We start from the raw sequence: 23,855 nt of genomic DNA, 5'->3' as shown, positions 1-23,855 counted from the left end.
TTCGCGTCTCCAGAACGAGCGAACCATGAGCCTCGAGGGGGGGACCGAGACGGTACTCGAGCGTCGGGAGTACGAGTCGCTGCTCGACGCCGCCGAAACCTACCGCGAGGCGCTGGTGATCCGGCTCTGTGGCGACGTCGGGCTCCGACCGCCCGAGCTGACGCGGCTCACGATCGGCGATATCGAGCAGGTCCGGATCGATCCGCCGCGGTACCTGATTCGGGTGTCGACCGACGACGGCGCGCGGGACCGGACCGCGTATCTGCCGACCCGCGTCGAGCGCGAGCTCCGACGGTACGCCCGGAGTAACGACCTCTCGAGCGTCGACCGGATCTTTTCGGTTACGCCCCGTCGGCTCCAGATGCTGGTCTCTGACGTGGCCGACCGAGCGAGCGAACTATCCGACGAGGTCGGGCTCTCCGACGCCTCCACGAGCGACCTCCGGCAGTACTTCGCCCACACCGCCCTGGTCGAACACGACGTGAACCCCCGCGTCGTCAAGACCGCGGGCGGCTGGCGCAGTTTCGAGGCCCTCGAGTCCTATCTGCCCGAGCCGACGGACGCCGAGATCGTCGACGCGTTCGACGCCGTCGAACGACCGTCGGGGGCCGATCACGGCCGATCGGGCGGTCGATCCGGGCCGGTGGTGGGCGACGACAGCGTCATCCGCCTGTTGCTGGCCGCGAGCGACCGATACGCGCTGCTCCGACTCGACGCGGACGGCTACGTTGAACGCTGGAATCGCAGCGCGGCCGCGATGTTCGGCTACCGGGCCGGCGACATCGTCGGCACGCACGTCTCGACGTTCTATCCCGACGCCGCGGTCGAGGACGGCGCTCCCGAGCGGGCCCTCTCGCAGGCCCTCGAGGAATCGGGCACCGAGACCGACGGGTGGCGCGTCCACGAGGACGGGTCGCAGTTCCGCGCGACCGAGGTCGTCTCGCCGCTGCGAGACGATCGGGGGAACCACCGGGGGTTCGCCGTCTTCGTCCGCGACGTCACGGCCGCACACGAGGAACTGGCGACCGCGCGCGAGCAACGCGACGAGCTCGATGGCCTGTACGCCGTCGCCGACCAGCACCGCGCCGTGACCCACGCGTTGCTCGATTCGACCGACCACGCGGAGATCGAGACGGCGACCTGTGAGTCGCTCGCCGACGGCCGAGCCTACGAGTTCGCGTGGATCGACCGCGCGACGGTTTCGGACCGCCGCAGCGAGTGGCGCGCGTCCGGCGGGATCGATCCCGACGCGGTCGAGCGGGTCGTCCCCGACGAATGGGACGACGGGGAGCCGATCGCCGACCGCACAAACGCGAACGCGGTGTCCGACGACCGCTACGAGGAGCGGACCGTACTCGTCGCGGACGACGTGACGGCGACGCTCGAGGCCAATGCGTTCGAGAACGACGCGTTCGAGGGAGCAATCGCCCGGATCCCGCTGGCGTACGGCGATACCGTCTACGGGACGCTCTCGGTCGCGACCGAGCGCCCGGCGGCGTTCGGCGACGACGAGCGCGCGTGGCTCGCGACGATCGGTCGGCAGGTCGGCTACGCGATCGCCGCCGTCCGCCGGCGGAACCTCCTGCTGTCCGACCGGGTGACCGAACTCGAGGTCGTCTGCCGCGACGATCGGTCGTTCTTCGTCGACGTCTCCCGCCGACTCGACTGCCGGTTCGAACTCGACTCGCTGGTCCCGATCGACGAGTCGACGCAGCTCTACTACGTCCGCCTCGAGGACGCGTCGCCGGCCGACGTCTTCGACCTCGCCGACGACGAGCCCGGGATCGAGGACTGTCGGCTGGTCGAGACCGACGAGGACGGCTGGCGCATCGAACTGGTCGTCGACGGCTCCTGTCCCATCGTGACGCTCACGGAGTACGGCGTGACGGTTCACGAAGCGGTCTTCGAGGGCGGAACGGCGACGATCACCGGCGATTGCGCCGTCGACGCGGACCTTCGGACCATCGTCGACGGCCTCCGGTCCGCGTTCCCCGAGTCCGAACTGGTCGGAAAACGCGAGACCGAGCGGGCCGTCCAGACCGCCCGCGAGTTCCGGGAGGGGCTCGAGGATCGACTGACGGACCGGCAGGAAGCCGCGCTCCGGGCGGCGTATTTCGGCGGCTACTACGACTGGCCTCGGGAGAGCACGGCCGAGGAAGTCGCGGACGCGATGGGCGTCTCCTCGCCGACGCTGCACAACCACCTGCGGAAGGGCCAACACGAGTTGCTTCGGACGTTCTTCGACGACCCGGGCGAGTAGTCACGGCGTCGCGAGGGACCGTCACCCGTTCCGATCGGGGCTACGTCTCTAGGGGCGTCGTTCTATCCGCCCTCGAGCGGCTCGTATGAAACGCCGCTTCGCGGGAGATCGGTTCGTCGCGCTCTCGATTCGGCCCGTTCGAGCGAGCGACGACCGGGTATCAGCTCCTAAAACAGTCAATATATGCTAGGCCCCCTTCTGCGTGTGGGGTCGATTTTGCACAACTAGAGGCCCTCTTTACTATGCTAGTGAGAGATTGATTGGGTGTACCATGTCACAGGACAATGCCGATCTCGAGGCGCGACTCGAAGAACAGGAGGCGTTCGACCCGCCCGAGTCGTTCGTCGAGCAGGCAAACGTCACCGATCAGGGGATCTACGAGGAGTTCGAGGAGAACTGGCCGGAGTGTTGGGAGCGTGCCGCCGACCTCCTCTCGTGGGACGAGGAGTACGAGACGGTTCTCGAGGACGGGAACGCCCCGTTCTACGAGTGGTTCACCGGCGGCGAACTCAACGCGTCGTACAACTGCCTCGACCGACACGTCGAGGAAGGGCGGGGCGACAGCGTCGCCATCGAGTGGGAGGGCGAACTCGGCGAGACGCGCACCTACACGTACGACGAGCTGCTCGACGAGGTCGAGGACTTCGCGGCGACGCTGCGCGACCTCGGCGTCGAGGAGGACGACATCGTCACGCTGTACATGCCGATGGTTCCGGAGCTGCCGATCGCCATGCTGGCCTGTGCCCGCATCGGCGCGCCACACAGCGTGGTCTTCGCCGGCTTCTCGGCCGACGCGCTGGCCACCCGGATGAACTCGGCCGACAGCGAGTACCTCGTCACCTGCGACGGCTACTACCGCCGCGGCGACGCGCTCGATCACATCTCGAAGACCAACGAGGGCCTCGAGGGCGTCGAGCACGAGGTCTCCGACGTCGTGGTCGTCGACCGACTGGGCGACGATCTCGATCACGAGCTCGCGGACAACCAGCACGACTACGACGACCTCGTGGCCGACCACGAGGGGTCGACGGTCGAGCCGGTCCCGCGCGACGCAGAGGACATGCTGTTCCTGATGTACACGTCGGGGACGACCGGCCAACCGAAGGGGGTCAAACACACGACCGGCGGCTACCTCGCGTACACGGCCTGGACGAGCCACGCGGTACTGGACATCGAGGCCGACGACACCTACTGGTGCTCGGCCGACATCGGCTGGATCACCGGTCACTCCTACATCGTCTACGGCCCGATGGCGCTCGGCACCACGAGCGTGATGTACGAGGGGACGCCGGACTACCCCGACAAGGACCGGCTGTGGGAGATCGTCGAGAAGAACGGAGTCGACATCTTCTACACCGCGCCGACGGCGATTCGGGCGTTCATGAAGTGGGGCTCGGAGTACACGGAGAATCACGACATCTCGAGCCTTCGCTTGCTCGGTACCGTCGGCGAGCCGATCAATCCGCGCGCGTGGAAATGGTACTACAAGCACATCGGTAACGAGGAGTGCCCGATCGTCGACACCTGGTGGCAGACGGAAACCGGGGGGATGATGATCACGACGCTGCCGGGAGTCAACACCATGAAACCCGGCTCGGCGGGGCCGCCCCTGCCGGGGATCGACGCCCGCGTGGTCGACGCGCAGGGCGAGGAGGTCGACGCCGGTCAGGCCGGCTACGTCACGGTCAACAACCCCTGGCCCGGCATGCTTCGCACGCTGTACGACAACGACGAGCGGTTCCTCGAGGAGTACTGGCAGGAGTACTCCGACGAGGCGGCCGACGAGTGGGTCTACTTCCCCGAGGACGGCGCGAAGATCGACGACGACGACTACATCACCATTCTCGGCCGGGTCGACGACGTGATCAACGTCTCCGGCCACCGGCTGGGGACGATGGAGATCGAATCGGCCGTCGTCGGCGTCGAAGGGATCGCCGAAGCCGCCGTCGTCGGCGGCGACCACGAGGTCAAAGGCGAGGCCGTCTACGTCTACGCCATCCCCGAAGACGGCTACGAGGACCGACACGCCGAACTCGAGGAGAAGGCAATGGCGGCCGTCCTCGACTCGATCGGGCCGATCGCCAAGCCCGAAGAGATCATCTTCACGCCCGAACTCCCCAAGACGCGCTCGGGCAAGATCATGCGCCGCCTGCTCGAGGACATCGCGAGCGGGAACGAACTCGGGAACACCTCGACGCTGCGCAACCCGGACGTCGTCGACGATATCGCGGAACAGGTCGAAACGGACTGAAGCGGTCCGTTTGGAACTATCTTTCAACTGGACGAAACAAAGACACGAACCGAAACACGATACACGAAACCATGTCAGACAAAAACAGACACGATACGAACGACGATACCCGCCAGGTAGCGACCGACGGTGGGATGAGCGACGTCGAGCGCGAACGACAGATCGACTATATGGACGTCGAGATCAACCTGTTGAAGCCGGCGACCCCGTTCATGCGGGATCACCTGAAGATCATCTGGATCGGCTTCGGAATCTGGGTTTTGACGACGTTCGCACCGATCACGGCGACGCGTCTCGCACCCGGTCCGATGACGCAGACGATGCCGTTCATCGGATTCCCGCTCCACTACTTCCTGCTCGCGATCGTCGGGCCGGGTGCAGCGCTCGTTCTCTCGGTGTGGTACGCGCGCAAGCGCGATCAGATCGACGAGAAGTACGGGATCGAACAGGGCGTCGCCGAACCGGAGACGACCGACACCGACTCCGTCCCGGACGACGCGGCCGCGACTGACGGAGGTATCGACGAATGATCGACGGCGCACCGATGCTGGCGGATCTCGCGATCGGAGCGATGGAGACGATACCGTTGCAATCGAGCGAAGCACTGCTTCCGGAGGACTTGAACGTCTCGTTCAAACTGCTCCCGGCGATCATCGTCATCGGGATGATGGGGCTGTTCATCGTCGCCGGCTTCATGTTTCAGGTCGCCGACACGGACGACATGTGGGTCGCCGGTCGGTCGATCGGGAACATCGAGAACGGGATGGCCATCGGGGCCAACTGGATGTCGGCTGCGACGTACCTCGGAGTGGCCGCGACCGTCGCGATTTCAGGAGTATACGGCCTGGCGTACGTCATCGGCTGGACGACGGGCTACTTCATCCTGCTGATCTTTATGGCCGCCCAGATGCGGCGGTTCGGGAAGTACACCGCGCCGGACTTCGTCGGCGACCGCTTCAACTCCGACGCCGCGCGCGCCCTCGCGGCGCTCACCACGTTCCTGATCGGCTTCGTCTACGCGCTCGGTCAGGCTCGCGGGATGGGGCTCGTCGGACTGTACATCCTCGGCGACTGGTCGGCGATCACCGGCGGCGCGCTGTCCGCCTACCAGACGATGATGGTGATCTTCATGGTCATCACCGTCGCCTACCTCTCGCTGTCGGGGATGCTCGGCGCGACCAAGAACATGGTCTTGCAGTACGTCATCCTCATCGTCGCCTTCCTGCTCGGACTGGTCGTGACCGGCTGGTCCGGCGGCTTCACGACGGTGCTCCCGCAACTCGAGTACGGGATGATGATAGAGAGCCTCGGGAGCGAGTTCTCCGCCCCGTTCGCGGGCGGCAGCTACTACCTGTGGGTCGCGACCTGTTTCAGCCTGGTCTTCGGGACGTGTGGACTGCCCCACGTGCTGGTCAGGTTCTACACGGTCAAGAACGAGCGAGTCGCCCGCTGGTCGTGCACCTGGGGGCTGTTCTTCATCTCGCTGCTGTATCTCAGCGCGCCCGCCTTCGCCGCCGTCGGGACCGCCCTGTACGGCGAGGAGGTCGGTGCCGTCTACGGCGAGCCCGGCATGACCAGCGCGGCCGGTGACGTTCTCGTCGTGTTGGCCGCACAGCTCGCGGGCCTGCCGTCGTGGTTCGTCGGCTTCGTCGCGGCGGGCGGCATCGCCGCGGCCGTGGCGACGACCGCCGGCCTGTTCATCGCCGCCTCGTCGGCGATCTCCCACGACATCTACGCGAACATCATCAACGAAGACGCGACCCAGCGCCAGCAGGTGCTCGTCGGTCGCCTGAGCATCATCCTGATCGGTCTGCTCACGATCGTCTTCGCGCTGAACCCCCAGCAGCCGATCGCGGCGCTCGTCGGGTTCGCGTTCTCGCTCGCGGCCATCGTGCTGTTCCCGATGTTCTTCCTCGGTCTCTGGTGGGAGAACACGAACCGACCGGGTGCGCTCAGCGGGATGACGACCGGCATCATCGTCTGGTTCATCCCCATGTTGAACGAGGGGAACTTCGGCCTCATCGACGGCGGACTCGGCATCGACCTCATCTCGACGTGGATGCCCGCCATCGGCTCGGCGCTCGTCGGCACGCCCATCGTGTTCGCGGTCACGATCATCGTTTCGCTCGTGACCAGTGAACCGCCCCTCGAGACCAAACAGATGGTCCGGCAGTGTCACAGTCCGGATCCGATGCCGAGGGACAAGACCGCGGCGGACATCGTCGCCGAGAAGAACCGAGACGGAAACGCACCTGCGGACGACTGACCATGTACGAACGAATACTCGTTCCCACTGACGGGAGCAACGTCGCCGAGGCAGCGGTCGACCAGGCGATCGACATCGCCACGAAATACGATGCGGAGGTCCACTCGCTGTTCGTCGCCGACACGGACGCGATCGCGTACGGGTTAGGGACCGAACAGGTCGACCGGATCAGACAGGGACAGTTCCAGGGGATGACCGAACTGCGCGAGGACGCCGAGGCGGCGACCGGCTACGTCACGGACGCCGCCGAGGCGGCCGGCCTGACCGCCCACGAGCGTCACGCCGGCGGCCAGCCCCACCGGATGATCGCCGACTACGCCGAGGACAACGACATCGACCTCATCGTGATCGGCAGTCACGGTCGCTCCGGCGTCCGCCGGGCGCTGCTCGGAAGCGTCACCGAGCGCGTGCTCCGCTCGACGACCGTCCCCGTACTGGTCGTCGACTACGACGACGACTGACTGGGACGCACAAGACTGACGGCCGACCGACTCCATTCTTTCGACATGACACGACACCAAACCCCACGGACAGGAGGAGTATCGCGATGAGCGTCGTCGATCGCCTGCGCGAACACGTCGAGGAAAACGGGACCGGTATGGTCTACGATCTGCTGTTCGCCGTCGTCTGGGTCGCGATAGTGAGCTTCCTCTTCGATTTCGTCTTCGTCGACGCGCCCAGATGGGTCTTTTACATGTTCATGCTCGCCGGCATCGTCGCCTACTTCGGCTTCTTCTTCTCGCTCGGACAGGCGAAACAACGGTAAGGACGGGCGGCAGTCCCGATTCGACGCGCGATCGCCGGTAGATCGCGTCTCACCGCGCCGGTAGATCGGTACGGCAAGCCGTCTCAGTCGTCCTCTCGAGCCGCGACCGCCCGCTGTCGCAGGCGGAAACAGAGGATGGCGACACCGGCGAAAATGATCGGTGTCAACAGATCCGACGCGGATCCTGACAGGGCGGGCCGTACGGTCATTCCGGCCATGACGGCGAACAGCAGCGCCAACAGTCCGGCGATCGGAACGACGAATCCCTCCGTGAACGTCGACCACCGCTCGTCGTTCGGCTCGTTGCTCATACCGGTCGTAAGTTGCGTGCTAACTAATATCCATGCATTCTCGCGCTCCCGACCCCTCGAGCGCCCCGGTCCGTCGACTCTCGTTTCCCCTCGTTCACCGGGGCCGCACGGTCGACGAGCGGTCGCCGGCGGAGAACTTACTGCTCGTAGAACTCGCCGACTTCGGCGTCCGGGAACGCCGGCGTCGCGGCGGAGACGTACTCGAGCGTTCGGTCGCCGGTGTTCTCGAGGCCGTGTTCGGTGTTCGCCGGAATGTGGACCAGCTCGCCGGCCTCGACCGCGCGCTCGTCGTCGCCGACGGACATGATACCCTCGCCGGAAACGATGACGTAGACCTGTTCCGGATCGTGTGCGTGTCGGACCTGCTGTGCTCCCGGCTCGACGTCGACCCAGGTGATCGTCAGGTCCGTCTCCGAGGCGCTTCGCTGCGAGTGCAGTATGTGAGAAACGAGTCCGTCGTCTCGACTCAGCGCCGGCGCGTCCGATTTACGCATCGATTGCATGGTAGTAGAACGGGCGGGTGGGACTATAGTAGCCACTGAACGTCACTGCGTACCCGATCGCACGACAGTTGTGTGATCGGTGTGTAAATCGCTTCAGTTGTCACTGTATGCGTTTCTGACTGATCAATCGCGACGCTACTCGTTCCAGTACCCCGTCTCGTCGTCGATGCGGTAGTAGCCCTCGAGCGACCGGTCGTCGCGGCCGCCCGGCGGCGAGCCGACGTAGACGCCGAACTGGTTCATTTCCGGGTAGACCGTGATATCCGGCTCGTTCATCGTCGACATCGCCAGATATCGGAGCGCGTCCTCGCCGTCGTTGACGACCCTGTGGCCGCCGCGTTCGTCGGCGGGAAAGGTGGCGTAGTCGCCGGCTGTCAGAGGCTCGAGGCCGTCTTCCGTTTTGAGTTTGCCGTCGCCCGCCAGCACGTAGATCGCCTCCTCGTTGGCCGTGTGGTAGTGGTAGGGCCACGACCGCATCCCGGACGGGAGTTCGTAGAGGCTACAGCCGAGGTTCGAGGCGTCGACGGCGTTGGAGAGTTCCTTCCGGCGGAACGCCGTTTGCTCTTGATCATATTCCTTCCAGTCAACGGTCGACTCGTTGATCTTTTCCATACCATTTGTTACTCACATCAATTATGTATAATTTCGTGGTGTCCTCGAGCGTCGTGGGTGATTCGCCGTTTAGTAGTCGTGAGTATGGAACAGTGGGTTCTGATGAAAATACGGTGAAAGAAGCGTCCTGCTATCGTGGCAACAGGGAATCGCCACGCCCTCCCCAGCCGATTTCTGCTCACGGGCGTGCAGCGCCCGTTCGCATGGTTCGCGGAACCGGAGGTTCCGCGCTAACGCTCGTTCGCTCTGCTCACTCGCTCATCCACTGGAAGACGCTTCGCGCCTTCCAAGCCTTCGTTCGCAAGACTCACGAAGACCTCGCGCAGTATCGGCCGCCGCCCTCGCTTGCACTCGGACGGCCGCCAGCGCGCGCCACCGCACACCGGCTGGCCGGTCTGGAGTGAAACATAGTTCATATATCCCGAGTGAATCGCCGCACTGGCCGCAAACGGGCCCGGCACGCCGAAAACGAAACCCCCTAACCGCCGCCGAGAGAGGGTTCGAGTATGCACGACGATAGTGAGGTCGCCGTCCTTCGGCTCGGCCACCGTCCCGGTCGGGACGAGCGGATGACGACCCACGTCGGCCTGACTGCACGGGCCTTGGGGGCCGACCGCGTCATCTTCCCCGATAACGCCGGCCAGTCGCTCGAGACGGTCGCGGACATCACCGACCGGTTCGGCGGCCCCTTCGCGGCCGAACTGACCGATTCGCCCCTTCGGATCATCCGGAACTGGGAGGGACGGGTCGTTCACCTCACGATGTACGGCGAGCGCGTTCAGGACGTGGAAGCCGATATTCGGACGGCCCACCTGTCCGAGGGTGAACCGCTCTTGCTCGTCGTCGGCTCCGAGAAGGTCTCCTTCGACGTCTACGAGGAAGCCGACTGGAACGTCGGCGTCACCAACCAGCCCCACTCCGAAGTGGCCGGGCTGGCGGTCTTTCTCGATCGGCTCTTCGAGGGCCGGGAACTCGAGCAGGAGTGGGCCGACGCCGATCGCCGCGTCGTTCCGATGGAGACGGGCAAGCGCGTCGAATCCGCGGATTCGGAGTCCGATTCGGACAGGGACCCCCGTTCGAACGGCGAGTAGTCGAGTGATTTCGAGGCTCTTTCTCAGCGGTAGCCGGCCGGTCTGAAGAGCCGAAACGGGCGGAAAAGTCGGCTCCTAACCGTTCCCGCGAGACTCCGGACGGCTGCGGTGGCTCCCATCTCGTCCTCGTCGATCGCGTAGCCGTTACCGGTCCGTTCGATCGCTCCCGATTCGCCGTGGATCTCGAGGAGGCGCTCGAAGTCCGCCTCCATGAGCCCGGTTCGGTCACAGAGCTCCGCCTTCGTCAGCGGGCGGTCGGCCTCGCGGAGCTCCTCGAGGAGCCAGCGGCTGTGGAGGGCGGCGAGGTGGACCTCGTCGTCCGTCACGTCCTCGTCGGTGTCCCTCGAGCGGTCGGTCCGCCGCGCGTACAGGCCGTCGAGACAGATCCAGCAGCCGATGGCGAGCAGCGACCCGCCGAACCAGTGGCCGCCTTCCCGCAGTTGGACGGATCCAGCAGCGACGGCGAACAGCCCGAAACCGAGCCAGGCGAGCGCCGGATCGACGTCGTAGCTGTCGAACGCGCCCTCGAGAAGCGGCGCACCGATCGCGATCCCGAGGAGCGCCCCGATGACGTTCGGGTCGACCTCGAGAAACGAGAGAACGGCGGCGAGGCCGACAGCAGAGACGATATCGGAGGGCCCGATTTGGTCGCGGATCCAGGTGGCGAATTCGGAGGCCATTTATTGGGGATAAAACAGGATCGCTACTAAGTGTATCGCTCGATCGGCGGGGCCGTGCGCGTGATCGATCGATTCGCGAACCCGGACGTGTCGCCGGTTAGTTCCGCACTCGTGGTGTGAGATGGATACGATTTTAAGAACGGGCTTCGGTATCACAAGTCATGGATCTGGAAGCGGTCGATCAGTCCGTGCGGGAGGGCAACGTCGCGAAGCTGTTCGACCAGACCGCCGCACAACACGGGGACGCACAGGCGATGGAACACCACGGTCGCCGCTGGACCCACGAGGAGGTCCGCGACTGGACCGCCGAACTCGCCGGCGGGTTCCACGATATCGGTCTCGAGCCCGGCGACCGACTGCTGCTCTTCTTGCCGAACTGTCCGCAGTACCTCGTCGCCTCGATCGGCGCGTTCAAGGCCGGCGTCGAAATCTCGCCGGTCAACCCGCAGTACAAGCGCCGCGAAGTGGCCTACCAGATGGAAGACACGGACGCGAGCGCGATCGTGACCCATCCGGCGCTGCGGGAGGTCGTCGATCAAGCGATCGAGGATGCCGGGATGGAGCCCGAAATAATCACCATCCGGAGCGAGGACTGGCCGCGGGACGACGCGGACCGCGCCTTCGAGGAACTGCGCGGCGAGCCGACGCTGGTCGATCGCGATGACGACGACGTGGCGCTGCTACCCTACACGTCGGGGACGACCGGCGATCCGAAGGGCGTCCAGCTCACGCACGAGAACACCCGTGCCCAGCTCATGTGGCCCCTGACCGCCTCGAACGTCGACGTCGAGCCCGAGGAGGTGCGCAGCCTCACGTGGCTCCCCCTCTACCACATCACCGGCTTCACCCACACGGCGCTCCAGCCGCTGGTCGGCGGCGGCCGCCTCTACTTCCGCAGCGCCCTCGAGTGGGACGCCCGGGAGTGCATGCGACTCATCGAGGACGAGGGGATCACCCACTTCGTCGGCGTGACGACGATGTACGCGGACATGGTCGAGTCCGAGGAGTTCGGCGAGTACGATCTCAGCAGTCTCGAGTCGGCCTCCGAGGGCGGCGCGAAGCTCTCCACTGCAGTGCAAGAACGGTTCGAGGAGACGGCGGGCGTCGACATCTCGGAGGGGTACGGACTCACCGAAACCCACGGCGCGACCCACACCCAGAGCGGCTCGACCTTCGGCCTGAAACACGGCACGATCGGCCAGCCGCTCCGAATGACCGACTCCAAGATCGTCGACGAGGCCGGCGACGAGGTCGCGCCCGGCGAGGAAGGCGAACTCGTCGTCCGCGGCCCGCAGGTCATGAAAGGGTATCTCAACCTGCCCGAGGCCACCGAGCGGGCCTTCACCGAGCACGGCTACTTCCGAACCGGTGACATCGCCCGCCGCGACGGGAACAACTACTACGAGATCGTCGACCGGAAGAAACACATGATCAACACCGCCGGCTACAACGTCTACCCCAGCGAACTCGAGAACCTCCTCCTCGAGCACGAGGCCGTCGCGGACGCGGCCGTCGTCGGGATTCCGGACGAACGACGCAACGAGGTGCCCAAGGCGTTCGTCGTCCCCGCCGCCGGCGTCGATCCCGGCAGCGACGTGACCGCCGAGGAGCTGACGGAGTTCTGTCTCGAGGAAGTGGCTAGCTACAAACACCCCCGCGAGATCGAGTTCATCGACGAACTCCCGCGGACGACGAGCGGGAAGATTCAGAAGTTCAAGCTCGAGGACGGCGAGGAGTAACGCGTCGAATCGCCGCGTCGAGCCTGCAGCGTTGGGCGCTCGCTGTGCTGGGCGCTCGCTTTCCACTCACCCCGTCTCGTAGTACCGGACACCGTCTCTCGTCTCGGACGATACTCGGCCCCGATTTTCGAGCGTCCCGAGCGCTCCGATCGTGTCGAGCACCGGAGCCATGTGCCGAACGTCGCCGACGCGCTCTTCGGCAATCTCCAGCGCCGTGGCGGGTTCGATCGCCGCGGTCGCCGCTCGCGTCTTCTCGAGGAGCGCGTCGAGTCGGTCGCGCGTCGCGCCGACGGTCCGCTGGGGATCCTCGAACGTCGGGCCGTGGCCGGGGAAGACGTGCGTGGCGGTCGCCTCGGTCAGCCGATCCATCGCCTCGTAGTAGGCGTCGACGGCCTCGTCGGCACCCCGATCGAGCCCGACCTGAAAGGCCCCGGCGCGGAACGGCTCGATGAGCGCGTCGCCCGAAAAGAGGACCGTCGTCCCCGCGACCGTCGTCTCGAAACACAGGTGATCGACCGCGTGGCCCGGCGTATAGAACGATTCGAACGTCCGATCACCGACGGTGAACGTCGCATCGGGTTCGATTGCGCGGGCGGTTTCCGGGTCGACCAGCCGCCGATCGCGGTGCAGCTCCCCGAGTTCCTCCTCGACGACTTCCGTGCGCTCGTCGCCCGCGTAGCCCGCTGCCGTCGCCATCTCACGAAAGCCCTCGCGGGCGGTTTCGAGATCGCGATCGACTCTGGACAGCCCGGCTCGGGGGACGTGAACCGTCGCGCCGGCCGCTCTGAGAGCCGGTAGCTGCCCGATGTGGTCGCTGTGAACGTGGGTCACGAAAACGTGGTCGATATCGGCCGGCTCGAAGCCGACGGCCTCGAGTCCTTCGCGTAGTTCCGCCTCGCCCGCGTCGTCCGGCGCGCCCGCGTCGATCAGAATCGGTTCCGGCCCCTCGAGGAGGTAGGCGGCGACGTGTTTCGGTGGCCAGGGAACGTCGAACTCGAGGCGATGGATCCGCGAGAGAGCGTCGTCGGCTCGAACGGGGCTGCAAGAAGCGTCGGTAGTCATTATCCCCAGAAGTGCGATCCAGCTTCATAAACGTCGCGTCCGAACGCGCAGCCGACGGTCGGATTCGTCCGTTCGAGGCATAAATCGCCTCTATCTGCCCGGTGTGCGTTTCGTCGAACGGTCTCTCCGAGAGCGAAGGGAAACGGAGTCTCGGCCCAGCGCGATACCGAACCGCCGGATCCCGACTCGGTGGAGCGGGGCACTTGACAAGCTTTAATGGCTCCATGCCGTTACATGGGGGTAATGGCTTTTGAGGACCTGCTCGAGGATCCGGTAATCCAGAAATATTTGCACGAGCTGGTCGGTCCCAAGGGGATGCCCGTCGCTGCGGCACCGCCGGACGGCGAAGTGACCGACGAGGAGCTCGCCGAGGAACTCGACCTCGAGTTGAACGACGTGCGGCGCGCGCTGTTCATTCTGTACGAAAACGATCTCGCCACGTATCGGCGACTGCGCGACGAGGATTCGGGGTGGCTGACCTACCTCTGGACCTTCGAATACGACAACATTCCTGAGAATCTAGAAGAGGAGATGTACCGGCTCCACGAGGCGCTCGACGACCGCCGGGAGTACGAGCGCAACCACGAGTTCTACCTCTGCGAGATCTGTTCGATCCGATTCGAGTTCGGCGAAGCGATGGACTTCGGCTTCGAGTGTCCGGAGTGTGGCTCGCCGCTGGAATCGATGGATAATGACCGCCTGGTCAACGCGATGGACGACCGCCTCGCGTCGCTCGAGGACGAACTCAACCTGGACGCCTAATGGTCGTACTCGCAACCAAGCTGTACGTCGAAGGCGACGCCCGAGAGCGGTCGCTGGATTCGCTGCGATCGCTGGTCACCAACGAAATCGGCGAACTCGACGTGGAATTCGAGATCGGGATTCGCCACGACGATTTCCCGTCGGTAACGATCGAGGGCGACGACGCCACCGTCGCGCGCAACGTCCTCCGCGAAGAGTTCGGCGAGATCGTCCCCGACCTCGAGGCCGGTGAAACGTACGTCGGCACGCTCGAGTCCTGGGACGACGACGGGTTCGTCCTCGATGCTGGACAGGGCGACGGCGTCCGGATCCCGACCGACGAACTCGGGCTCGGTCCGGGGTCGGCGACGCAGATTCGCGATCGGTACGGGCTCGTTCAGCATCTGCCGTTGCAGTTCGTGTACGGCGGCGATGCGAACGGCGACGATGACGCCGACGTCGCTCCGTCCCGGCTCGCCGACGCCGAACAGGATCGGCTCTACGAGTGGACCCGCGGCGACGGCCGACTCAACGTCAACAGCGCGACGCGAGCCGAGGTTCGGGCCACGCTCAACCGCGCCGGCCACGCGCAGGACTACGTCACCGTCGAACGACTCGGGCTGCTCGAGCAGAGCGTCATCTGTACCGAAAACACCGACCCGCCGGGACTCCTCGCGAGCGTCGGCGAGTACCTCCCGGCCGAACTCCGCTGTGTCGTTCCCTAGTATGAACCGCCGGCTCGCTCTCGCGACGATTGCGGCCGCGTTGTTGATACTGGGGGCGGGCTGTTCGGCGTTCTCCGGTGGGATCTCGGACGAACAACTCGATCAGGAACAGAACTACAGCGACATCCGCGACACCGACGCCGACGTCACCATCGCGCTCGAGGACGGAAACCTGCTCAGCGATGGCGAGTTCCGTGCCGTCTACGATCTGAGCGGGACCGACGAACTGGAGCTCTACCGATCGACCCTCTTCAGCGACGAACCGCTGAACATCCACAGCGTTCGGTACTGGTATCCGAACGGCACCGTCGTCACGGGCTCTGAACTCGAGATCGAACAGGGCGGGTCGATGACCACCGTCCAGGTTCCCGACGGGGACGGCACGCTCGCGTTCTCCGGCGAGGCCGGGCGCAAGACGTTCCAGCAGCCGGCCTACGTCGCGGGCTCTTACGAGGTGCTGGTTCCCGAGGGGCATCGGACGTCGAATTTCCTGTTCGGCGACGTTTCGCCGAACGGGTACGAGCGCACGATTGTCGACGATCGGGAGCGACTCTACTGGGAGGAGGTTGACGAGGACAGCACGATTTCGCTTCGATACTACCTCGCGCGTGACATCCCGCTGTTCCTCGGTCTCATCGGAGCGGTCGTCCTCATCGGCGGCATCGGGATCGGCTACTACTACCGCCAGGTCAAGCGACTCCGGGAGCAACGAGAGGAGTTCGGCGTCGACGTCGACGACGATTCCGACGGCGGGCCGCCGGGACTCCTGTAGTCAGTTCGCCGTCGCTTTTCCGAACGGCTCAGTGTTTTCTTCGCTCCGGTCGGGACGGCCGCTCAGCCGTGTATCGTTCGTTCGTCGAGCCAGACGACGTCCGAGCCGTCGATCTCGAGTCGGCCTTTGACGTGGGTCGTGTTCGTCTGTGGCGGCTCGAGCGCGGCCGTTCGGACGGTTCTGGTCGCCTCGACGTGGTCGACGAGCCAGCTGTAGTAGCGGTCCGTCTCGTCGGTGACGGCGAAGACGAGCAGTTTCGGCTCGTCGACCCGGGTCGCCGTTCGAAACGTCGATCCGAACACTCGCGGGAGATCGACCACTTTGACCCGTTCGCCGGAGACGGTGATCGTCCCCGCGTTCCACGGATCGGCGGCGTCGGCGAGGGACGCGTCGTCGGCGACGCCCAGCACGGAGGCCACGGACTCGGCCCTGACGCAGTATCGCCGCTCCTCGAGGTCGAACGTGAGGACGGTCACGCGTTCGTCAGTATCGTTTCCGCGGTTCGACGCCGATCCCATTCTGTCTGAGGCATGGCCGGTCGGAAAATAAGTGTTACGATGACCTACATATTATCTCGAGTATGGGATTGGCTGGGCGGAATTACCGTGATCCCGACGTGAGCTCGCGGGGGTGACGGTCGCCATAACACCAACTGAAACGATTTACACACTGATCGTAACGCTGCCGCGCGATCGGATGTACAATAACTTTCAGTGGCTACTACCGTTTCATTCGTATTATCGCGGCCGTACGCTGTTGGCGAACCGACCGCCGTTCCAGCCGCGGAATCGAGACCTGAGTAGGTGTTCGACGATCCAAACGACCGCACAAAGAATCGCCAGCAAGCCGGGGACGACGAGCGCGGCGATACCAGTCGGAGAGCCGAAGACGAGCGCGCGGATGACGAGCACGATCCAGAACCCGAACAGCGCAAACGGAGCGACGATACCGGATGACAGTAACGCGACGAGCGGGATGGCAGTTGCCGCTGCCACTAAACACCCGGTTATCAGGCTCTCGATCGGTCCGAGCCCGAGAGAGACGCCGGCGAGGATGGCCGTCGTAGCACCGAGGAGGCCCCCGAGGCCGACGGCGACACCAATGGACGTGACCTGCGATAGCGGCAGTGTTGGTACTCGGCGAAGCTGCTGGTCTCCGAGACCGTATCCACGTCGGATCGCGAACTCGCCGACGCCAGCGACCAGTAGCAACGCGAGCCAGACGTACCACGAATCGGCGTACTCATAGACGTAAAACGGTCCCTCTACGATATCGGTACTACCGAGTTCTCCCACTCGCTCAGGGGCGGGCGTGATAATCTCGACGAGCGCGACGCCGATCAGTAGTGTCAGGAACCCGATCGTCGGCGCGATCAATCCCGTTCTGACCGAGAGCAACACCGGGAGAAATCCGAAGACGAATGCAGTGGCCCCCACGGAGGCGAACCCGATGGTCGTCTCGACCAGTGGATACTCGAAGTGGAACAGGAGGCCGACGACGATGACCGCGTTCGCGAGCCCACCGAGGCTGGCGAGTGCGAATGCGGTTTCGTTTGGGCGATTCATACCAGACAATTCAACGGGCTACTGGAGAGGAAATTTTTCTCGAGTCGTTCACGTGCGATGTGGCGAGCGATGACCGGCGTAGTGGTGGACCGTAACGAGAGGAACCGTCGCTTATCGGATCAGTGACGATCATCATTTATTATATGAACGATACGGTATAACTATTTTGTGCGGTTGGAGAATAATTGTCGGCCGCCGACGTTGTTGCTCCGGTATCGGCCTAGACGGGAAAGACGGATAGCCTCACTGCTTTGGAAAGATATCGGAATTGAATCACTGAATTACGTAGGTTGCTGATCGCGTTGATTCCGGTCCGGATGGCTTGGGAACGACGGAAAGAACGGAAACCACAATGGGAAAGCAGTCATTCTCGAGCCGAGTACTATTACTCCGGATCCGGTCGACAAACAGTGTTTGCGAAACGGGATACTGTCCAATCAACTGACTGTCAAAGTAGAGTCAACGTTTTAGTGATGGGCGCTGATACACGAACGAGACCATGGCCCCGGACCTCTCCGAGAAGCTCCTCGGAATCGATATCGACGACGCCGATCGCACCCGCGATTCGGACGGCGGGGACGACGAGCAGGAGGAACTCCGCCAGTTCGTCTTCGTCGGCGTCGGCGAACACCGACTCGCGCTCCCGGTCGACGCGGTCAGAACGATCACCGAACCACCGGCGGAGCTAACTCGCGTTCCGCGCGCACCGCCCGCGATTGAGGGGCTGATGGACCTCAGGGGAGAGATCACGGCCGTCATCGATCCGCGAGTTCACTTCCCGGTTTCCGAATCCCGCTCGGGCCGCGAACGACTGCTCGTGCTCGATCGCTCGAGCGACCGACAGTCGGCGGCGATCCGCGTCGACGAGGTGATCGGCGTCGAGACCGTCCCCGAAAGCGACGTGATCGACGCGGACACCGTCGGTGCCAGTGAGCTGTCGGGCGACGCCCTCGACCACCCCCTGGTCCTCGCACTCGTTACGCAAGAACGGAAACCGGAACCGGAGCCACGCGTCGGACGCGTGAGCGCGGACGGATCGACCGACGACGGTGTCGAGACGCCCGGAGCCGGAGCGGCAGTCAGTGGCGGCGGTTCCGCGGCCCTGTCGTCGGTTCGTCGTTCGAGCGGCGGCGTCGGCGAATCGGTCGGGGAGACGTTCGAGATCGAACCGGACGAGGACGCCGGCGACGACGTCGATGAGATCGAGCGGGGCGATTCGACCCAAGAGATCGTCGTCGAAGCGACCGCGCTCGTCGATATCGACCGGCTGCTGTTGGCGTCGGGAAAGCGGTAAGACTGCTGCGAACCGGTGGTTTCCGATCCTTTGCTCTGAGTGGGGTCTCCGGGGCGGAATCGACGTTTATCACGACTGATAATCGAGAGACAGCATTTATGGTAGTTGTATCTCTACGGACGTTTGGTGTACTACTGAATGTCGACAGGGGTGCTCATCGTGGACGACTCTCATTTTATGCGGAACCTATTGCGGCAGATCCTGGAACAGGATTACCGCATTCTCGGGGAGGCGTCCAACGGAGCAGAAGCCGTCAAACTGTACAAAGAACACGACCCCGACATCGTCATGATGGATATCGTGATGCCGAAATGCAACGGCATTAAGGCGACCGCGGCGATCAAGAAAATCGATCCGGACGCCCGCGTCATCATGTGTACGAGCGTTGGACAGCGTGAGAAAATGAAACTCGCCGTGAAAGCTGGTGCTGACGGCTACGTGACGAAACCGTTCGAGGAGCCCAGCGTTAGAAAGGCCCTCTCAGACGTCGTCGCGGCATGACGCGAGCACTCGTTGTCGACGACTCGAGGTTCATGCGGACAGTCATCGGCAACGCGCTCGAGACGGCCGGCTACGAGGTCGAAACGGCGGCGAACGGCGCGGACGCTGTTGAACTCGCCGGGACCTTCGATCCGGACGTCGTCACGATGGACGTCGAAATGCCCGAGATGGATGGCATCGACGCCGTCGAGCGAATTATGGCGACGAGCCCGACCATGATCATCATGCTCAGCGTTCACACCGAAGGCGGTACGGAGGCCACGCTCGACGCCCTCGAGCGCGGTGCCGTCGATTTCCTTCACAAGCCCGACGGCTCCGACTCGCGCAATATCGCCCACCTCACGGACGAAGTCGTCGCGACGGTCGACGAGTTCGCCGAGGCGAACGTCTCGTCGGTCGCGCTCGCTCGCGCTACCGCGGCGGCACACTCGACCCGGTCGGGACGCGCCGGCGGCCCGGGACACGACACCGTGACCGGAAACGCCGTCGCGGGCGGCGGATCCGACGCACAGCTTCGTCACGACAGCGGGACGACCGGTCCCGACGCCGCTCCCGATATCGGGACTGCGCACGCCACCGACGAAGCGGCCGAACAGGTCGCCGTCGACGGCGAACGGGCGGAGGCACCGACCATCGTCCTCGGGGCGTCGACCGGCGGCCCGAAGATCGTCGAACGACTGTTCGAACGCCTTCCGGCCGCTCTCGAGGCGAAGCTGCTGGTCGTCCAGCACATGCCTCCCGAGTTTACGACCCGGTTCGCCCAACGACTCGACGCTCGGAGCGCGTACGACGTCACCGAAGCCGCGGATCGCGATCGGCTCGCGGCCGGCGAGGCCGCGGTCGCGCCGGGAAACGCCCATCTCGAGGTTGCGAACAACGTCGGCGGCCGCCTCCGCTTGCGACTCGACGACGGCGATCGGGTCCACGGCGTGCGGCCGGCGATCGACGTGACGATGGAAAGCGCCGCCGAACGGGTCTCCGACGCGCTCTGTGGCGTCGTTCTGACCGGGATGGGGCGCGACGGCGCGGCCGGGATCGAGGCGGTCAAAGCCGCGGGCGGCCGGACGATCGCCCAGGACGAGGCGACGAGCCCCGTCTTCGGCATCCCTTGTCGGGCGATCGAAACGGGCTGCGTCGACGCGGTCGTTCCCGCCCACGGCATCGCCGACGCGATCGTCGACGCGTTCACGACGGACGGTGAGACCGATGACTGATTATCTGACAGACTTCGTTCAGGAGAGCGAAGAACGAATTACGGAACTGAACAACGCCTTGCTCACCCTCGAGCGGGATCCCGACGACGAGGAGGCGATGGAGAACATCTTTCGAATCGCCCACACCCTCAAAGGGAACTGCGGGGCGATGGGGCTGGATGCGGCCAGCGACCTCGCCCACGCGATCGAGGATCTGCTCGACGCCGTTCGCGGGGACGAGATCGACGTGACGCCGGAGCTCATGGACGTCGTCTTCGACGGCGTCGACGAGCTCGAGACGTTGGTCGACGAAGTCGCCGCGACCGGCGAGATCGAGACGGATCCGTCGGCGACGATCGAGGCGCTTCGAACGCACCTCGAGGACGCCGAGAACGAGGCGGCAACCGGACTCGTCGCGCCCGCGACAGACGAGATCGACGACGTGTGCTCGCGGTTCGATCCGCCGGCCGACGACGGTCACGATGTCTATCTCGCTCGACTTTCGATCGCCGACCGAGAGGGCGTCAACAACGGCGAGCTGGTCGTCGACGCGTTGATCGACGCGTTCGATCTGATCGGGACCGAGCCGCCGCGCGAGACGATCGAGGCCGCGGCGTACGGCGATCAGTTCGACGCCGTTTTCGCCACTGCGGTCGGCGAGAGCGCCATCTCCTCCGGTCTCGAGCCGGTCGAAGAGGTCGATGACTTCGAACTCGTCGACGTCTCCGATCGGTTCGAGACGGCCGACGAGGCGGCGCCGACGGCGGATCGGTTCGCGGATGCGGCCGAACGGGCCGACGACATTTCAGCCGAGGAAGCTCAAGATCTCGAGGTCGACGACCTTCTCGACGAGTTCACCGAGTTCGACGATTTGGACGAGATGGTCGAGGACGTCGGTGACGACGAACTCGAGGTCTTCGAGAACATGGGCGAGGCCGGCTCGTTCGACGACCTGTTGGACGAGGGCGATCTCGACGACGAACCGGGAGAACCGCCCGCAACGCCCCTCGAGGACGACGACGCGTCGACCTTCGACTCGGAGACGGCGACCGACGACGGTCCCGCTGCTGTCGGGACGGACTCGGCGTCCGAAGACGATGACGTCGACGACGCCAGCGCGGTCTTCGACGAACTCAAAGACGAGGTCGAAATGGTCGGCTTCGACGAGTTGCAAGACGAGCTCGCGGAACTCGAGTTCGACGAGTTCGACGACGAAGACGAGGTGGGTATGGACGAACTCCTCGGCGAGGACGTCGACGACGACGCGTTCCTCGACGGCGAAGAGCCGTCCGAGAGCGCGGTCGACGACATACTGGTCGATGCGGAGTCGGAGGAGGCCGTCGCTGCGAACGCGGCCGATGACGAGGACGAGACCGATGCACCCGGTGTCGACACTGCGGCGGCCGCCGGCGCGGACGCGGACTCGGTGGCGGCTGACAGCGACCTCGAGACGGCGATCGAACCCGACGAGGAAGTGACCGCCGACGATAACGCGGCTGGCGGACCGGACGGCGAGATCGAGGCCGAGCCCGCGTCTGATCCGGTCGACGAGTCCGAACCGACGGACTCGACACCCGACGTTTCCAGCGAGGGCCCGGTTGATGCCGCCACAGCCGAGGACGACGCGACGGCCGACGAGGGTCCCGATGACGCCGTCGCGAACGAACACGTCGTCGACGAACACGTCGCGGACGACACGGTCAGCGACGATACCGATGAAACTGACGCTGATGGAGTCGATGACGATACAGCCGAAAGCGACGGTTCCACCCTCGAGACCGACGAAACCGGGTTCGAAAGCGGCGACGGTGTCGAGAGCGGCGATGGTCTCGAGTCCGCGCCGGACGATGTCGAGCAAGACACCGCTGCGGACGATGACACTGTTGCCGACGATTCCTTCGACGCTGACGTCGACGCGGAGTTCGAGCCGACGGCGGCATTCGGCGACGACCTCGAGGAGTCGACGGACGACCCGGACCCGTTCGAAGGTGATGATTCGGGGGCGTTCGACGACGAGGCGTTCGATGGCGAGGACGAGGGGCCGTTCGACGACCCCGCGACCGAGTCGGTCGACTCCGACGCGGACGACGACTTCGAGGGCGAGTTCGGAGACGTCCTATCCGAGGACCTCGACGACGAGGCGTTCGCCGGAACCGCCGAGTTCGACGTCGGCGGCGTCGACTTCGACTCGCCCGCCGCGTCCGGGGAAACCGACGACTCGAGCGGTCCGTCGGCGGCGTCGTTCGGCGACGATTCGGCCGATTCGGACGCCGACGCGGACGATGAAGCGCCCGTACGGATCGTCGACGAACCCGAATTCGAGCGTTCGGAGATCGATATCCCCGAGACGAGCGATCGGCCCGATGCAGACGCGGAAACCGACGAAATCCAATCGGTCAGGGTCGACGTCGAACAGATCGACTCGCTGCTCACGCTCGTCGAGGGACTGGTGACGAGTCGCGTCCGACTCCGGCACGCGGCCGAGGCCGACGACGACGGCGATGCCGCTCTCGAGACGGAACTCGACGCGCTGTCGGGCCTGACGACCGATCTACAGGAGACGGTGATGGACATCCGTCTGGTGCCCCTCGAGACGGTGACGAACCGCTTGCCGCGGGTCGTCCGCGACATCGCCCGCGAGCAGGACAAGGCGGTCGAGTTCGAGATGACCGGCGAGGACGTCGAACTCGACCGGAGTATCCTCGATCGGATCGGCGATCCGCTGATCCACCTGGTCCGCAACGCCGTCGACCACGGGATCGAACCGCCGGAAGACCGGGATGAAGCCGGGAAACCCCGCGAGGGGACCGTCGAGGTGCACGCCGATCGCGCGCGCGATCGCGTGACGATCACGGTCGAAGACGACGGTGCCGGACTCGATCCCGACCGGCTTCGCTCCGAAGCCGTTGCGTCCGACGTCCTCGACGAGGAGGAGGCGGCGGCGATGCCCGACGACGAGACCTTCGACCTCATCTTCCGTCCCGGCCTCTCGACGGTCGACGAGGTGACCGATGTGAGCGGTCGCGGCGTCGGGATGGACGTCGTCAAGCGGACGGTCGAAGATCTGGACGGCACGGTCTCGATCGACAGCGAGGACGGCGAGGGGACGACCGTCACGATGCGGCTCCCGGTAACGGTCGCCATCGACGAGATCCTGTTCGTCGAAAGCGGCGGCGAAGAGTTCGGCGTCCCGACCAAAGCCGTTCAGGACATCGAGTCCGCCGGGGCGATCGAGACGGTGGACGGCGAATCCGTCCTCCCCGGCGACGGCAGCGATTATCCCGTCGTCTCGCTGGCCGACGTCCTCGAGACGCCGACCCCCGGCGCGAACGGCGATGGGATGGTCGTCCGGATCCGGGGCGAGGTCCGCGACGTCGCGTTGCTCTGCGACCACGTCCACGGGCAGCAGGAGGTCGTCGTCAAGCCCTTCGAGGGCTTCATGAGCGGCGTGCCGGGGATAAGCGGTGCGACGGTTCGGGGACGGGGAGAGGTAGTCAACATCCTTGACGTGACGACACTATGA

22 protein-coding genes are annotated in these 23,855 nt (G+C 65.0%); 15 read left to right on the top strand and 7 right to left on the bottom strand.

Annotation, left to right across the window (positions count from 1 at the left end; genetic code table 11):
* Positions 1–25: 25 nt before the first annotated feature.
* The 6 genes from AC0QDI_RS06030 to AC0QDI_RS06005 all read left to right on the top strand — a co-directional run bounded on the left by AC0QDI_RS06030 (position 26) and on the right by AC0QDI_RS06005 (position 7,543).
* Positions 26–2,260 (top strand): bacterio-opsin activator domain-containing protein, encoded by a 2,235-nt coding sequence (locus tag AC0QDI_RS06030; protein ID WP_474666238.1) that lies wholly within the window; start codon positions 26–28, stop codon positions 2,258–2,260.
* Positions 2,261–2,531: 271 nt separating this feature from the next.
* Positions 2,532–4,511: an acetate--CoA ligase gene (gene acs / locus AC0QDI_RS06025; RefSeq protein ID WP_474666236.1), complete on the top strand. Its 1,980-nt coding sequence runs from the start codon at positions 2,532–2,534 to the stop codon at positions 4,509–4,511.
* Between the two features lie 71 nt (positions 4,512–4,582).
* Positions 4,583–5,041 (top strand): DUF4212 domain-containing protein, encoded by a 459-nt coding sequence (locus AC0QDI_RS06020; RefSeq protein WP_474666234.1) that lies wholly within the window; start codon positions 4,583–4,585, stop codon positions 5,039–5,041.
* Entirely contained in the window at positions 5,038–6,777 is a 1,740-nt protein-coding gene (locus AC0QDI_RS06015) for a sodium:solute symporter family transporter (RefSeq protein ID WP_474666232.1), read from the top strand. The genes AC0QDI_RS06020 and AC0QDI_RS06015 overlap by 4 nt, the downstream gene beginning before the upstream one ends.
* A gap of 2 nt (positions 6,778–6,779) precedes the next feature.
* Positions 6,780–7,238: a universal stress protein gene (locus AC0QDI_RS06010; protein ID WP_474666230.1), complete on the top strand. Its 459-nt coding sequence runs from the start codon at positions 6,780–6,782 to the stop codon at positions 7,236–7,238.
* 86 nt (positions 7,239–7,324) lie between these two features.
* On the top strand, positions 7,325–7,543 hold the full coding sequence (locus tag AC0QDI_RS06005) for a DUF8119 family protein (protein WP_474666228.1): 219 nt from the start codon (positions 7,325–7,327) through the stop codon (positions 7,541–7,543).
* An 83-nt stretch (positions 7,544–7,626) separates the two neighbouring features.
* Here the strand turns inward: AC0QDI_RS06005 and AC0QDI_RS06000 are convergent, their stop codons facing one another.
* The 3 genes from AC0QDI_RS06000 to AC0QDI_RS05990 all read right to left on the bottom strand — a co-directional run bounded on the left by AC0QDI_RS06000 (position 7,627) and on the right by AC0QDI_RS05990 (position 8,969).
* Positions 7,627–7,854: a hypothetical protein gene (locus AC0QDI_RS06000; protein WP_474666226.1), complete on the bottom strand. Its 228-nt coding sequence runs from the start codon at positions 7,852–7,854 to the stop codon at positions 7,627–7,629.
* 137 nt (positions 7,855–7,991) lie between these two features.
* Positions 7,992–8,357: a cupin domain-containing protein gene (locus tag AC0QDI_RS05995; RefSeq protein WP_474666224.1), complete on the bottom strand. Its 366-nt coding sequence runs from the start codon at positions 8,355–8,357 to the stop codon at positions 7,992–7,994.
* Between the two features lie 135 nt (positions 8,358–8,492).
* Positions 8,493–8,969, bottom strand: a complete 477-nt coding sequence (locus tag AC0QDI_RS05990) for a cupin domain-containing protein (protein ID WP_474666222.1) — start codon at positions 8,967–8,969, stop codon at positions 8,493–8,495.
* A 506-nt stretch (positions 8,970–9,475) separates the two neighbouring features.
* On the opposite strand from AC0QDI_RS05990, the gene AC0QDI_RS05985 reads away from it, so the two are divergent.
* Positions 9,476–10,060 (top strand): tRNA (cytidine(56)-2'-O)-methyltransferase, encoded by a 585-nt coding sequence (locus AC0QDI_RS05985; protein ID WP_474666220.1) that lies wholly within the window; start codon positions 9,476–9,478, stop codon positions 10,058–10,060.
* 23 nt (positions 10,061–10,083) lie between these two features.
* Here AC0QDI_RS05985 and AC0QDI_RS05980 read toward each other — a convergent pair whose 3' ends face one another.
* Positions 10,084–10,740 (bottom strand): hypothetical protein, encoded by a 657-nt coding sequence (locus AC0QDI_RS05980; protein ID WP_474666218.1) that lies wholly within the window; start codon positions 10,738–10,740, stop codon positions 10,084–10,086.
* 161 nt (positions 10,741–10,901) lie between these two features.
* Here AC0QDI_RS05980 and AC0QDI_RS05975 point away from each other — a divergent pair, with 161 nt between their 5' ends.
* Positions 10,902–12,479, top strand: coding sequence for a class I adenylate-forming enzyme family protein (locus AC0QDI_RS05975; protein ID WP_474666216.1), 1,578 nt, complete (start codon positions 10,902–10,904; stop codon positions 12,477–12,479).
* Positions 12,480–12,545: 66 nt separating this feature from the next.
* Here AC0QDI_RS05975 and AC0QDI_RS05970 read toward each other — a convergent pair whose 3' ends face one another.
* Entirely contained in the window at positions 12,546–13,541 is a 996-nt protein-coding gene (locus AC0QDI_RS05970) for an MBL fold metallo-hydrolase (RefSeq protein WP_474666213.1), read from the bottom strand.
* Positions 13,542–13,784: 243 nt separating this feature from the next.
* Here AC0QDI_RS05970 and AC0QDI_RS05965 point away from each other — a divergent pair, with 243 nt between their 5' ends.
* The 3 genes from AC0QDI_RS05965 to AC0QDI_RS05955 are packed head-to-tail and all read left to right on the top strand — an operon-like array spanning position 13,785 to position 15,779.
* On the top strand, positions 13,785–14,303 hold the full coding sequence (locus AC0QDI_RS05965) for a transcription factor (RefSeq protein WP_098723932.1): 519 nt from the start codon (positions 13,785–13,787) through the stop codon (positions 14,301–14,303).
* Entirely contained in the window at positions 14,303–15,007 is a 705-nt protein-coding gene (locus tag AC0QDI_RS05960) for a DUF2110 family protein (protein ID WP_474666211.1), read from the top strand. Before AC0QDI_RS05965 ends, AC0QDI_RS05960 begins: the two co-directional genes overlap by 1 nt.
* A gap of 1 nt (position 15,008) precedes the next feature.
* Positions 15,009–15,779, top strand: a complete 771-nt coding sequence (locus tag AC0QDI_RS05955; RefSeq protein ID WP_474666209.1) for a DUF5803 family protein — start codon at positions 15,009–15,011, stop codon at positions 15,777–15,779.
* A gap of 62 nt (positions 15,780–15,841) precedes the next feature.
* Here AC0QDI_RS05955 and AC0QDI_RS05950 read toward each other — a convergent pair whose 3' ends face one another.
* Together AC0QDI_RS05950 and AC0QDI_RS05945 are read right to left on the bottom strand one after the other, a co-directional pair.
* Positions 15,842–16,297, bottom strand: coding sequence for a chemotaxis protein CheW (locus AC0QDI_RS05950; protein WP_474666207.1), 456 nt, complete (start codon positions 16,295–16,297; stop codon positions 15,842–15,844).
* Between the two features lie 219 nt (positions 16,298–16,516).
* The gene (locus AC0QDI_RS05945) at positions 16,517–17,344 is read right to left on the bottom strand and encodes a hypothetical protein (RefSeq protein WP_474666205.1); all 828 of its coding nucleotides are present in this window, start codon (positions 17,342–17,344) and stop codon (positions 16,517–16,519) included.
* Positions 17,345–17,843: 499 nt separating this feature from the next.
* On the opposite strand from AC0QDI_RS05945, the gene AC0QDI_RS05940 reads away from it, so the two are divergent.
* From AC0QDI_RS05940 to AC0QDI_RS05925, 4 genes are all read left to right on the top strand, one after another.
* Positions 17,844–18,638, top strand: a complete 795-nt coding sequence (locus AC0QDI_RS05940) for a chemotaxis protein CheW (RefSeq protein ID WP_474666203.1) — start codon at positions 17,844–17,846, stop codon at positions 18,636–18,638.
* 138 nt (positions 18,639–18,776) lie between these two features.
* Positions 18,777–19,139, top strand: coding sequence for a chemotaxis protein CheY (gene cheY / locus AC0QDI_RS05935; protein WP_006181855.1), 363 nt, complete (start codon positions 18,777–18,779; stop codon positions 19,137–19,139).
* Entirely contained in the window at positions 19,136–20,353 is a 1,218-nt protein-coding gene (gene cheB / locus AC0QDI_RS05930; RefSeq protein ID WP_474666200.1) for a chemotaxis-specific protein-glutamate methyltransferase CheB, read from the top strand. The genes cheY and cheB overlap by 4 nt, the downstream gene beginning before the upstream one ends.
* Positions 20,346–23,855 (top strand): Hpt domain-containing protein, encoded by a 3,510-nt coding sequence (locus AC0QDI_RS05925; protein WP_474666198.1) that lies wholly within the window; start codon positions 20,346–20,348, stop codon positions 23,853–23,855. Before cheB ends, AC0QDI_RS05925 begins: the two co-directional genes overlap by 8 nt.

The sequence above is a fragment of the Natrinema sp. LJW11 genome (assembly GCF_056135975.1).
This window is presented reverse-complemented; position numbering and strand designations above follow the sequence as displayed.